Source organism: Arthrobacter sp. LAPM80 (genome assembly GCF_046736435.1).
Lineage (GTDB): Bacteria > Actinomycetota > Actinomycetes > Actinomycetales > Micrococcaceae > Specibacter.
In genome coordinates, this window is record NZ_JBCHVD010000016.1 from 15,263 (window position 1) to 27,526 (window position 12,264).

Here is a 12,264-nt window from a genome sequence, read left to right on the forward strand (position 1 = left end):
GGTGCCTACTGACCCAGCGTGCTTGGCACAGGCGAGACAGTTTCCTGGCCAAGGGTGCCATCGGCGAATGCCGCTGCCTGAAGGGACTCTTCGATGGCCCAGAAAACCGCTTCCGGTGTTGCCGGAGAGGCAAGGGTGACGCTGCGCCCGGCAGGGCCAAAGGCGCCAATCGCGTCACGGATTGCTTCCCGGGCACTAAATGCCAACATTATGGGCGGTTCGCCCACAGCCTTGGAACCATAAACGGCGCCTTCCTCCGCGGCATGCTCCAACAGATGCACGTTGAATACTTCAGGCATTTCCGAGAAGCTGGGAAGTTTGTAGGTGCTTGCTGATGAGGTCAGGAGCCGGCCGCGGTTTGGCCCGGTCCCCTCGTCCCAGCGCAAATCCTCCAGGGTCAACCAGCCCACTCCTTGGACATAGCCGCCTTCAATCTGGCCAATGTCGATCATCGGGGACAGGGAGTCCCCTGCGTCATGGACAATGTCTACCCGGCGTTGGGTGTAATTGCCGGTGAACCTGTCAAGTTCCACTTCGGCCACGGCCGCACCGCAGGCAAAGTATTTGAAAGGTTCCCCCTGCATGGTCTGCGGGTTCCAATGCAAACCTTCTGTCCGATAGAAACCGGCGGCCCATAGTTGGACCCGCTGCAGGTAGGCCTTGATGGCGACCTCGGCAAAAGTACAACTCCGCTCCAGGACGCCCAAGGCGGTAACCTCACCATTGGCAAAACGCACGTCCCCGGCAGAAGCGCCCAGCATACCGCCGGCCACTGCCGCCATCCTGTCGCGAATTTGTTCACAGGCGTTCTTGACGGCCCCGCCATTGAGATCCGACCCTGAACTTGCCGCAGTGGCGGAGGTATTGGGTACCTTGTCTGTGCGGGTCGGGGCAAGCCTGACGGTGTGAAGCGGGACGCCCAGCGCTGTGGCCGCAACCTGAAGCATTTTCGTGTGCAGGCCCTGCCCCATTTCCGTCCCGCCGTGGTTGATCAGCACTGAGCCGTCCTTGTACACGTGCACCAGGGCGCCGGCCTGGTTGAAGGCCACTAAATTAAAGGAGATCCCAAACTTGACCGGGGTGATGGCCAGGCCGCGTTTTTGATGGGCATGTGCCGCGTTGAAGCGGTCGATCTCCCGGCGGCGTTCAGCGAAGTCGCTGCGCTGAAGCACCTGTTCCCAAATGGTGGTGATCCGATCGGCATGTCGGACGGGCATGCCGTAGGGGGTGTTTTGCCCCTCTCGGTAGAAGTTTTTTCGTCGTAGTTCCTCGGGCGCCAGGCCCAGTAGTGGTGCGCTTCTGCCCAAGATGTCCTCGATCAGCAGCATCCCTTGGGGTCCGCCAAAACCACGGAATGCAGTTTGCGAGGTTTTATTGGTTTTTCCGACCCGACCCCGGAGCTCCACATGCTCTATGAAATAGGCGTTGTCTACGTGACACAGGGCCCGCGCCAGAACCGCCTCAGAGAGGTCAAGGCACCAGCCGCCATCGGATGTGAGCTGGGCTTTCAGGGCCAGCAGGGTTCCGTCGGAGGAAAAGCCGGCGTCCCAGGAGGTGTGGAAGCCGTGCCGTTTCCCCGTCATGGTCATGTCGAGGGTGCGGTTTAGTCGCACGCGGACGGGGCGCCCTGTCAGCAGCGTCCCAAGGGCCGCAATGGCAGCAAACCCGTGGGATTGCATTTCCTTGCCGCCGAAGCCGCCTCCCATGCGCAGACTTTGCACGGTGATCTCGTGGTACGGACGAGCCAGCACATGGGCCAGGATTTCCTGCGCTTCTGAGGGATGCTGTGTGCTGCTTTGGACGAACACTTGACCGCCTTCATCCACGGTGGCCAACGCCGCCTGCGTTTCAAGATAGAAGTGTTCTTGGCCGGAGAATTCGGTGACACCGGAAAACACCGTGTGGGCGCTGGCGAGCCCGGCATCGACGTCCCCGCGGCTGACCGTTTTAGGTAGTCCCTGAAAGGACCCTGCGGCGATGGCGTCCGCTACAGTGACCAGGGAAGGCAGCACTTGGTAGTCAACTTTGACGGCGGCTGCGCCGGCCCTGGCCGCTTCCTGGTCTTCGGCCAGAACCCATGCCACAGCGTGTCCGTGGAACATGGCCTCGGACGGGAACAGCGGCTCATCGTCCTTGACGCCGCAGTCATTGATGCCCGGAACGTCCTCTGCAGTGAGGACCCTGAGCACCTTCGGGAGGGCGAGGGCCGCCTCGGTGCTGATGGAGCGGACCAGGGCATGCGCGTGTGGAGACTGCACGGGCCAGGCCGTGAGTACATGGGGTGTGCGTGCGGATAAGTCATCTGTGTACAGGGCCTGACCGGTGGCGTGGAGCCGGGCACTTTCGTGGGGTTCTGGCCTGCCAACTGCCGGGGAAGCGGGGCGCTGAGAAAGATGGCTCATGAGGAGGCCTCCGGGGGTGAACTGATCTGAGCGTGCAGCTTAATGAGAGCATTTGACAGCATCAGGGAACGGTAGCGTGCGCTAGCCCTGTGGTCATCCATCGGGGATCCCTCGGCGCCGAGCGTAGCCGCGGCCCGGCAGACGGTTTCGGCGTTCCAGGGCTGCCCGGTAAGGAGCTCTTCGGTTGCGCGGGCCCGCAGGGGGGTGGCGGCGACCCCGCCAAGGCCGATGCGTGCCTGGCGGATGGCGCCGTCCTGGATGTGCAAGCTGAAGGCAACGGCAACGCTGGCAATATCGTCAAAGCGGCGCTTGGTGATCTTGTGAAATGCGCTGACATTGGCGAGCGGTAGCGGGATCCGGACTGATTTGATGAGTTCATGCGGTTCCTTCACCGTGCTGCGGTAGCCGGTGAAGTACTCCGACAAGGGAAGTACCCGATCACCGCTCGTGGACGCGAGGACAACAAGGGCGTCCAAGGCCAGGAGGGCTGGGGGACTGTCACCGATGGGGGATCCAGTTCCAAGGTTCCCGCCCAGGGTCGCCCGGTTGCGGATCAGCCGTGAGGCGAATTGGGGGATGAACTGTCCCAGCAGCGGCACACGATCACCGAGCACGCGTTCAATTTCAGACAACGGTGTGGCGGCGCCAATCTCAATCTCCGTTTCACCCACGGTGATCTCATCAAGTTCAGTTATACGGTCGATCGCGATGACAAGTGGTGCACGCCTGGCACGGAGGTTAACCTCAACACCCCAGTCTGTACTTCCAGCGACAAGGACTGCCTCGGGGTTGTCAGCCAAAAGGGTGAGCGCCTGATGCAGGGTAGTGGCACGAACAAAGACCCCGTCTGTTCGCCTCAGCACGGTGTTGGGGAACTGAGGTGCAGGCGCGTATCGCCTGCGGGAGAACGCGTCGTCGCCGGCGTTTCCCAGCGAGTAGGCCGCGTCGCGGATGGGCCGGTAACCGGTGCAACGGCACAGGTTGCCGCTCAGGGAGTGGAGATCAAATCCATTGGCTAAGAAGCCTGGATGCTGGCATGGTGCTTCCCCACGAGTTACCTCTTCATGAGTTACCCCTTCCGGAACCGGTGAGCGTCCCTCACGATAAAACTCCGAGGCCATGCTGCACACAAACCCCGGGGTGCAGTAACCGCATTGGGATCCACCCGCTGCGGCCATGGCTTCCTGGACCGGGTGCAGTGCTTCCGCCGAACCCAGGCCTTCGGCCGTGACCAGTTCCTGGCCGTCCAAGGAAGCCATGGGCACCAGGCAAGAGTTGACGGCAGCCCAGCTCGTTCCACCCTTCCTGTCCGTCTGGGCCACCATGATGGCACAAGCACCGCATTCCCCCTCGGCGCAGCCCTCCTTGGCCCCGGTGAGACCATTGCTGCGCAACCAATCAAGGGCAGTGGTGTGCGAAGCCGCCGGTCCGAAGTGCCGCACGACGGAGTTGATGGTGAAGGCTGGCTCCGTGCCCCGCACGGGCAGGGGATTGATCATGGTGATGCTCCAACTTCTTTGTCGTAGCAGGCAAGTTCTTGCAGCAAGCAGTTCCTCAACCACCGAGCCTACATGCCTGCCAGGCTCCCGTGCCGGAGGTGCCCGGCGTATGCGGCTGGGTTCAGCGAACCCGGGTAACGTTCAACGCGCAGCATTGTCATGGCACGAAGGGGTTGTTAGTCTCGTCTCACGCGGCCGCAGTGGCCCGTTGGATGACTCTGGCCCGGCAATCGTTGAGCCAGCACATGGTGGCGGACCCTGCGGGCCCGGCACTGAACAACACAGGAGCCGTCCCATGGATGCGCCACAACGACCAGAACACTATTTAGCTAGAGCCGTTGAGCTGGCCACGACCAACGTGCTCAACAACGGTGGACCTTTTGGCGCGATTGTCGTCACGGCAGACGGCCGTGAATTTAGGGGTTTGAACAGGGTGACGGCCACCTTGGACCCCACTGCCCATGCCGAAGTGTCAGCCATCCGCAATGCGTGTCAGGGCGTTGGCAGTTTCGATTTGTCCGGGGCAACGCTCTACACCAGCTGTGAGCCCTGCCCCATGTGTTTGTCCTCCTCCCTGTGGGCCAGGATCAGCCAGATCTACTTCGCGGCCAGCCGCCACGACGCGGCGGATGCTGGCTTCGACGACGCACTCTTTTACGAGTATTTCGACGCCGGGAATGACCGCGCCTTGATGCCTGTCGCGAAAGTGGCGCCAGCGGTCGGCAATGCGGTGGATCCGTTCGATCAATGGCGCACGAACATCAGCCGGATTGCCTACTAACTCACAAGGCGGCAAGGCCGCTGGTCCCTGCGGCCCACCAGTAATTCCGGGGCCCGCATTGCCGAGGCTGACGGTCTAAGGCATAAGCTTTCGTCATGACTGCTGCTGATGTAACCCTGTGTTTCCTGCTTCGTGAGGGCCAAAGCAGTGAAGAGGTGCTGCTGGGCCTGAAGAAGACCGGTGTGGGCGTTGGCAAGGTTGTCGGCATCGGCGGGCACGTCGAGCCGGGGGAAAGCGTTGTGGCGGCCATCTGCCGCGAGGTTGCCGAGGAAACCAGCATCACCATCGGCCCCATGGACCTGGTCCCGGCCGGTACCGTGGAATTCGTGTTTCCAGTCAAGCCCGCCTGGGACATGTTCACCACTGTTTTCCTGTGCCGCAAATTCTCCGGTGACGCCGTGGAAAGCTCCGAGATTGCGCCCCAGTGGTACCCCGTGGACCAGCTGCCGCACGCGCAGATGTGGGCCGACGCGATCCACTGGCTCCCGGCGTTCCTCTCCGGCGAAAGGGGACACTGGCGCGTGGTCCTCAACGACGACAACGAAACGGTCGCTTCAAGCACGCACACGCCACCGCTGCGGCGCCTGCCAGGGGAACCCAGGGGCAGCTAAACGGCTAGGGCTTGGCGACTGTCAACAGAAATGCCGAATCCACGACGGCGTCGACACTGTGGCGGGCCAGCGGCACCACCAGGTGGTCGCCGGGAGAACCTTCCCACGCCACATCCCCGGATTTCAAGATGATGCGGCCGGCGAGTACCTGGACCGTTGCTTCACCGGGGTTGTCATGTTCATCTAGCGAGGAGCCGGCCGTGAGCGCCACGACTGTCTGGCGCAGGGTCCGCTCATGTCCGCCATAAACGGTGCGTGAGCTGCGGCCGCTGTTCTTCGTCTTGGCCGAAGCCATGAGTTCGCGGGCCAGTGCTGTCAGGGATGATTTTTCCACGATGCTCCTTGTAAACCGATCGTTGGGGCGTAAGACCCCTTCACAGTACCGCCCCTTGGGTGATCTGCAACATCATGGCGTCGTTGCGTGGATAAACGCCGCCGCCCGCACCCACAGCGGGCGGCGGGCGGCGGCGTCGAACTTTCCAAGCAGTCGCTCTACACGTGGCGCTCGTCCACACCGTTGTAGGCGCTCAACGGGCGGATCAGCGCGTTGGCGCCACGCTGCTCCATGATGTGCGCCGTCCAGCCGGTGATGCGCGAGGCGATGAAGATGGGCGTGAACATGTCGGTGTCAAAGCCCATCAGGTGGTACGTGGGCCCGGCAGGGTAGTCGAGGTTGGGCTTGATGGCCTTCGCCTCCTCCATGGCCTGTTCGAGGCCGTCGTACAGGCCCATCATCTCCGGCCGGTTGAAGTGGGCGATCATCCGCTCCAGGGCAGCCTTCATGGTGGGCACCCGGGAGTCACCGTTCTTGTAGACGCGGTGGCCAAAGCCCATGACCTTCTTTTTAGCGGCCAGCGCGTCCTCCATCCACACCTTGGCGCGGGCGGCAGCCTCCTCCCGGGACTCCTCGGCGCGGATGCCGATCTCGTCGAAGGTGTGCATGACGGCCTCGTTGGCGCCGCCGTGCAGCGGGCCCTTCAGCGCGCCGATGGCACCTGTCACTGCAGAATGCAGGTCAGAGAGCGTCGAGGTGATGACGCGCGCCGTGAACGTTGAGGCGTTGAAAGAGTGCTCCGCGTACAGCACCATGGACACCCTGAAAGCATCCACAACGTCCGGTGCCGCTTCCTCGCCAAAGGCCATCCACAGGAAGTTGGCCGGGTAGTCCAAGTCGGCTCGGGGTTCCACGGCACCTAAACCACGACGGCGGCGCTGGTCGTACGCGACAACCGCCGGGAACTGCGCGAACAGGGACTTGGCCTTGTCCAGTTCAGCTTCGGGGGAGGAGTCCTGCGCCAAGGGGTGGCCGGCGCCCAGCACGGAGACCGCGGTGCGGCCCACGTCCATGGGGTGGCAGTCAATCGGGAGCAGGTCAATGGCAGCCTTGACCTGCGCATCCAGTGAGCGGTTGGCCCGTTCGAACGCCTCGAACACCGTCAGCTCGGCCTCGGTCGGCAGTTCCCCCGTCCACAACAGCAGGGCAACTTCCTCGAAGGACTTCTTGGCTGCCAGTTCCTGCACCGGATAGCCGCGGTACAGCAGCGAGTTGGACTCCGGGTTGACCTTGGAGATTGCGGTGTAGTCGGCAACCACCCCGGCAAGGCCCTTGCGTACTTCTTCTTCAGTCACGGTTGGCACTCCCTTGTCCCTACAGATTCTTGTTGTTGCTGTTGATGTCCAGGCCAGGGACCTGGAAATTAAAAATTCCTGTATCAAACTGGTTATACGCCTCGTAGTCCACCAATTCATAGAGGCGGGCACGGGTCAACATGTCAGGAACGGCCGCTTCCTGGGTACCGTCGGCCGCAATGGCGTCAAGGACCCGCTCGGCCGCACCCATCGCGCTGCGCAACAGCGTCACGGGATAGATGATCATGGCCACGCCGGCCGCAGCCAGCGCATCCCGGGTGAACAGCTCACTCTTGCCGAATTCCGTCATGTTCGCAAGCACGGGGACGTTCACGGCGTTGCACACGGCCTCAAATTCGGCCACCGACTTCATGGCTTCCGGGAAGATCGCGTCAGCACCGGCGTCGACAAGGGCCTTGGCCCGCTCGATGGCAACCTGCAGGCCCTCCACGGCGCGGATGTCTGTCCTGGCCATAATCAGGAAGTTCGGGTCGCGGCGGGCGTCGGCGGCTGCGGCGATGCGCTTGACCGCCGTGTCCAGATCGACCATGTTCTTGCCGTCGAGGTGGCCGCACCGCTTCGGGTTGAACTGGTCCTCGATGTGGCAGCCGGCCAGGCCTGCGTTTTCAAGTTCCTGGATGGTGCGGGCCACGTTCATGGGCTCACCGAAGCCGGTGTCGGCATCGATCAGGCACGGCAGCTCCGTCATCCGGGCAATCTGCCCGCCGCGGGTCGCAACCTCGGTCAAGGTGGTCATGCCGATGTCGGGCAGGCCGAGGTCGTTGGCGAGGACGGCACCTGAGATGTAGACGCCGTCGAACTTCTTTTCCCCGATCAGGCGGGCCGAGAGCGGGTTGAACGCACCGGGGAACTGGCGGGCAGCACCCGGGACCAGCATGGCACGCAGGTCACGGCGCTTCTGCTCGGCTGTCTTCTTGGAGTACAGCATTTAGAACAGGCCCTTGGGTGCAGATGCCAGGTCGATGACGCCCGGGGCTGCCGTGATGTTCAGCTGGTCAAGTTCGCCCGCGGCCAGTTCCGGCAACTTCTCTGCGGCAGCGATGAAGCGGTTGATCTCCGCTTCATCGACCAGGCCCGCTGCCAGGGTGCGGAACTTGTTGATGTACTGCTCACGGGCGAATGGGCGGGCACCAAGCGGGTGGGCATCGGCGACGGCGATTGAATCGGTGATGACTGTGCCGTCGTTCAGCGTGATGACAACGGTGCCACCGAAGGCCTTCTCGGCGATGTCAAGGGAGTGGTAACGGCGCGTCCACTCGGCGTCCTCCTCGGTGGTGACCTTGTGCCACAGCTCGACCGTGTCGGGGCGGCCGGCACGCTCGGGGGAGTAGGAGTCAACGTGGTGCCAGGCGCCATCCTGCAAGGCCACGGTGAAGATGTACGGGATGGAGTGGTCAAGGGTCTCGCGTGAGGCGGTGGGATCGTACTTCTGGGGATCGTTGGCGCCTGAGCCGATCACGTAGTGGGTATGGTGGCTGGACTTGATCAGGACGCTGGCAACGTTGGCCGGGTCCGTGACCTCCGGGTGCTCCCCGTGCAGCTTGCGTGCAAGGTCGATCCAGGCCTGTGCCTGGTACTCGGCCGAGTGCTCCTTGGTGTAAGTGTCCAAGATGGCGCGCTTCGCTTCGCCGTCGGCCGGCAGGGGAACCGTGTACTGGGCGTCGGGCCCATCGAGCATCCAGGCGATCACACCGTCTTCGCCCTCGTAAATCGGCACGGGGGAGGTCTGCCCGCGCATGGCACGGTCCGCAGCCTCAACGGCCATCTTCCCTGCGAATGCGGGGGCGTGTGCCTTCCACGTGGAGATCTCGCCCTTGCGTGACTGGCGGGTTGCCGTGGTGGTGTGCAGGCCCTGGCCGACGGCCTGGAAAATGGTCTCGACCTCGAGGTGCAGCAGGGTGCCGATGCCGGCTGCGGCGGAGGGGCCCAGGTGGGCAACATGGTCGATCTTGTGCTTGTGCAGGCAGATGGCCTTGACCAGGTCGACCTGGATCTCATAGCCGGTGGCCAGCCCGCGGAGCAGGTCCGCCCCCGAGGCGCCCGTGTGCTGGGCGACGGCGAGGATCGGCGGAATGTTGTCGCCCGGGTGGGAGTACTCGGCGGCCAGGAACGTGTCGTGATAGTCGAGCTCGCGCACTGCAACGCCATTGGCCCAGGCCGCCCACTCGGGGGAGACCTTTTCGGTGATGCCGAAGACGGAGGCGCCGGCGCCACCGGTGGAGGGAGCGTGGGTCAGGGCCTGGGCGCGGGCTGCAACGATGGGCCCGCGGTTCAGGGAGGCAATGGCCACCGAGGCGTTATCGATCACGCGGTTGATGATCATGTCCGTGACCTCGGCGGTGACTGCCACGGGGTCGGCGGCAACCTTGGCGATCTTGTAGGCCAGCTGGTCCTCGCGGCCCAGGTTCTCTTCGCTCTTGTATACACGAACGTTGTGATCGACTGTCATGGTGTTCCTATCGCTTAAGTGTCTGAAAAATTGAGGGAAAAGTCTCTTGGGGTGAGGTGCTCAGCAGGTGGCGCAGGCTGTTGTCCAGGTGGACGGTGGTTGCCGCGCTGGCCACCGCCGAGTTGCCGTTGGCAATGGCCTGCGCGATCGCGGCATGTTCCCGTGCGGCATCTCGGAGTCTTGCAGGGTTGTCCTTGCCAAGGCGCCTGACCCTGACAAGGTGGACGCGCAGGTTCTTCAGGGCCTGGTTGAGGTAGTGGTTTCCGACGGCGGCATCCACGGCGTTGTCCAGCTCACCAGCCAGCCTGTAGTAGTCGGTGCGGGTGGGGTCCTCGTCGGTGATGAGCTCGCCGGCGTTGGTGAGCTTGCGGTGCAGGGCCTTGAAGACCTCAGGGTCGCAGCGCCGCGCTGCCAGTTCCGCCGCACGGCATTCAAGGGCCGAACGGAGTTCGAAGAGCTCGCCGAGGTGGTCAAGGGAAATCTGGCTCACGACCATGCCGCGGCCGCTTTGCGGTTCCGTCAGCCCTTCGGCAGTCAGCTTGGCCAGCGCCTCCCTGATGGGGGTGCGTGATACGCCAAGCCGTTCGGAAAGCTCCACCTCGCCGAGCACCGTGCCGGGGGTCAGGCGCCAGTCAATGATGTCGCTGCGCAACGTGGCATAGGCGCGTTCGCTTGCCCGCATGGAACCTCCCTCGGTGGTTGGACTATGTGAAACATAATACAGTGCCAGTGTATACAAAGCATAGTCTTTTCGGACAATTAACGGCGAAACGCGGGATGTTTCATGAAGTATGTATACATTAACCCTTGTTCCCGTCCGGCTTCTCCCGGTAGCATGGGGCGCGTCACATCAATGCGGATGGAGAGCGCCATGGCAGTGAAGGCCACACGTTACAAGGACGAATACCTGCGCAGCATCAGCGATCCCGAGGGGTTCTGGCTGCAGGCCGCGGAGGCTGTTGACTGGACGGTCAAGCCGGCGCGGGCCCACAACAAGGAGCCCGCACCCCGCTGCCGGTGGTTTCCCGACGGTGAGCTCAACACCTGCCACAACGCCCTCGACAGGCACGTCGCAGCCGGGCGCGGCGACCAGCCGGCGCTCATCCACGATTCAGCCATGGAGGGCACGCAGCGCGTGTACACCTATAGGGAACTCACCGAGCAGGTGGCGCTCTTCGCCGGCGTCCTGCGCGCCCAAGGCGTGGGGCGTGGCGACCGGGTCCTGATCTACATGCCCATGATCCCCGAGGCTGCCATCGCCATGCTGGCCTGCGCCCGCCTCGGAGCCGTCCACTCTGTGGTGTTCGGCGGATTTGCCGCCAGTGAACTCGCCGTGCGCATCAGGGACTCCGCGCCGGCCACCGTTGTGACAACATCGGGGGGCCTCGAGCCCAATCGTCGGGTTGAATACCTGCCCACCGTCCAAGAGGCACTGACCAAGGCGGATGCCCCTGGCCTGCCTGTCATCATCAAGCACAGGGACGGTTTCGCCGCCGACCCCGCAGCCCTGGGGCTGAACGCCGTCGACTGGGATGACGCGCTCGCAGTCGCCGTGCCAGCCTCGCCGGTGCCTGTGAAATCTGGCGACCCGCTCTACATCCTGTACACCTCAGGGACGACAGGGACGCCCAAGGGGGTTGTCCGCGACAACGGCGGACACGCCGTCGCACTTCTGTGGACCATGGCCAACCACTACGGCATCGGCGCGGGGGATGTCTGGTGGACGGCCTCGGACGTCGGCTGGGTGGTGGGGCACTCCTACATTGTGTACGCACCGCTGCTGGCCGGTGCCACGACGCTCATGTACGAGGGCAAGCCCGTGGGCACGCCCGACGCCGGTGCGTTTTGGCGCGTCATCGAGCAGCACAGGGTCAAGGCCCTGTTCACCGCGCCCACCGCTTTGCGCGCCATTCGCAAGATGGATCCTGAGGCTGAGCTGCTGAAGAAGTACGACGTCGGCAGCCTCCAAGCGCTGTTCACCGCGGGCGAGAGGCTGGACATCGACACCTACCATTGGGCGGGCAGGGTGCTCGGGGTGCCGGTCGTGGACCACTGGTGGCAGACCGAGACGGGCTGGGCCATCGTTGGAAATCCGCGCGGCCTTGACCCGCAGCCGATCAAGGCCGGCTCACCAAGCCTGCCGATGCCCGGCTTCGACCTTCGCGTGCTCGACGGCATGGGCGTTGATGTGGCGCCGGGGGAGGAGGGGAACATTGTTCTTGGCCTGCCGTTGCCGCCCGGCACGCTGTCCACGCTGTGGAACGACGACCAACGCTTCGTTGACTCCTACCTCAGCGCCTTTGAGGGGTTCTACGCGACGGGCGACTCCGGCTACGTCGACACCGACGGCTACGTGTTTGTCATGGGTCGCACGGATGACGTCATCAATGTGGCAGGGCACAGGCTGTCCACGGGGGCCATCGAGCAGGTGCTCGGCACGCACCCGGCCGTGGCCGAATGCGCCGTCATCGGTGTTGCCGATGCGCTCAAGGGGCAGATGGCCGTGGGGTTCGTTGTCCTGAAATCAGGGGTTTCCATCACGCCGGCGGAGTTGGAGAAGGAACTGGTTGCCCTGGTCCGCAAGGAGATCGGCCCGGTGGCCGACTTCAAGAACACAGTGGTGGTGGACGCGCTGCCCAAGACCCGTTCGGGGAAGATTCTGCGCAAGACCATGCGCCAGATTGCCGACGGCGACGACTACGTGGTGCCATCGACCATCGAGGACGGTTCCGTGATTGAGGCGCTCATGCCGGTCCTGCGCCCACGCTAGCTGAGGCCGGGTTTCGGCGCCCTGATGCACGAAAGCTCCTGACGTTGCCGAATCTTTTGTCGGCTACGCCAGGAGCTTGTGGGCTGTGCGAGTGTGGTTCCG

The 12,264-nt window shown here is 63.6% G+C and carries 10 protein-coding genes; 3 read left to right on the forward strand and 7 right to left on the reverse strand.

All coding sequences use genetic code 11. The features are described 5' to 3' along the window. Window positions 1-5: 5 nt before the first annotated feature. Together xdhB and AAGW05_RS14595 are read right to left on the reverse strand one after the other, a co-directional pair. Window positions 6-2,402 (reverse strand): xanthine dehydrogenase molybdopterin binding subunit, encoded by a 2,397-nt coding sequence (xdhB, locus tag AAGW05_RS14590; protein ID WP_411805278.1) that lies wholly within the window; start codon window positions 2,400-2,402, stop codon window positions 6-8. Next, entirely contained in the window at window positions 2,399-3,901 is a 1,503-nt protein-coding gene (locus AAGW05_RS14595; RefSeq protein ID WP_411805279.1) for a xanthine dehydrogenase small subunit, read from the reverse strand. The genes xdhB and AAGW05_RS14595 overlap by 4 nt, the downstream gene beginning before the upstream one ends. Before the next feature lie 295 nt (window positions 3,902-4,196). On the opposite strand from AAGW05_RS14595, the gene AAGW05_RS14600 reads away from it, so the two are divergent. Both AAGW05_RS14600 and AAGW05_RS14605 read left to right on the forward strand, forming a co-directional pair. Then, window positions 4,197-4,682, forward strand: a complete 486-nt coding sequence (locus AAGW05_RS14600) for a nucleoside deaminase (RefSeq protein WP_411805280.1) — start codon at window positions 4,197-4,199, stop codon at window positions 4,680-4,682. A gap of 95 nt (window positions 4,683-4,777) precedes the next feature. After that, window positions 4,778-5,293, forward strand: coding sequence for an 8-oxo-dGTP diphosphatase (locus AAGW05_RS14605; protein WP_411805281.1), 516 nt, complete (start codon window positions 4,778-4,780; stop codon window positions 5,291-5,293). Between the two features lie 4 nt (window positions 5,294-5,297). Here AAGW05_RS14605 and AAGW05_RS14610 read toward each other — a convergent pair whose 3' ends face one another. The 5 genes from AAGW05_RS14610 to AAGW05_RS14630 all read right to left on the reverse strand — a co-directional run bounded on the left by AAGW05_RS14610 (window position 5,298) and on the right by AAGW05_RS14630 (window position 10,074). Next, window positions 5,298-5,627, reverse strand: coding sequence for a cupin domain-containing protein (locus tag AAGW05_RS14610; protein WP_411805283.1), 330 nt, complete (start codon window positions 5,625-5,627; stop codon window positions 5,298-5,300). Window positions 5,628-5,785: 158 nt separating this feature from the next. Then, window positions 5,786-6,922 (reverse strand): bifunctional 2-methylcitrate synthase/citrate synthase, encoded by a 1,137-nt coding sequence (locus tag AAGW05_RS14615; RefSeq protein WP_411805284.1) that lies wholly within the window; start codon window positions 6,920-6,922, stop codon window positions 5,786-5,788. Window positions 6,923-6,941: 19 nt separating this feature from the next. Next, the gene (gene prpB / locus AAGW05_RS14620) at window positions 6,942-7,871 is read right to left on the reverse strand and encodes a methylisocitrate lyase (RefSeq protein ID WP_411805285.1); all 930 of its coding nucleotides are present in this window, start codon (window positions 7,869-7,871) and stop codon (window positions 6,942-6,944) included. Continuing rightward, a complete protein-coding gene (locus tag AAGW05_RS14625; protein ID WP_411805286.1) occupies window positions 7,872-9,392 on the reverse strand; it encodes an MmgE/PrpD family protein in 1,521 nt (506 codons plus the stop codon). A gap of 7 nt (window positions 9,393-9,399) precedes the next feature. Continuing rightward, a complete protein-coding gene (locus tag AAGW05_RS14630) occupies window positions 9,400-10,074 on the reverse strand; it encodes a GntR family transcriptional regulator (protein ID WP_411805287.1) in 675 nt (224 codons plus the stop codon). A gap of 189 nt (window positions 10,075-10,263) precedes the next feature. Here AAGW05_RS14630 and AAGW05_RS14635 point away from each other — a divergent pair, with 189 nt between their 5' ends. Then, on the forward strand, window positions 10,264-12,162 hold the full coding sequence (locus AAGW05_RS14635; protein ID WP_411805288.1) for an AMP-binding protein: 1,899 nt from the start codon (window positions 10,264-10,266) through the stop codon (window positions 12,160-12,162). Window positions 12,163-12,264 lie beyond the last annotated feature (102 nt).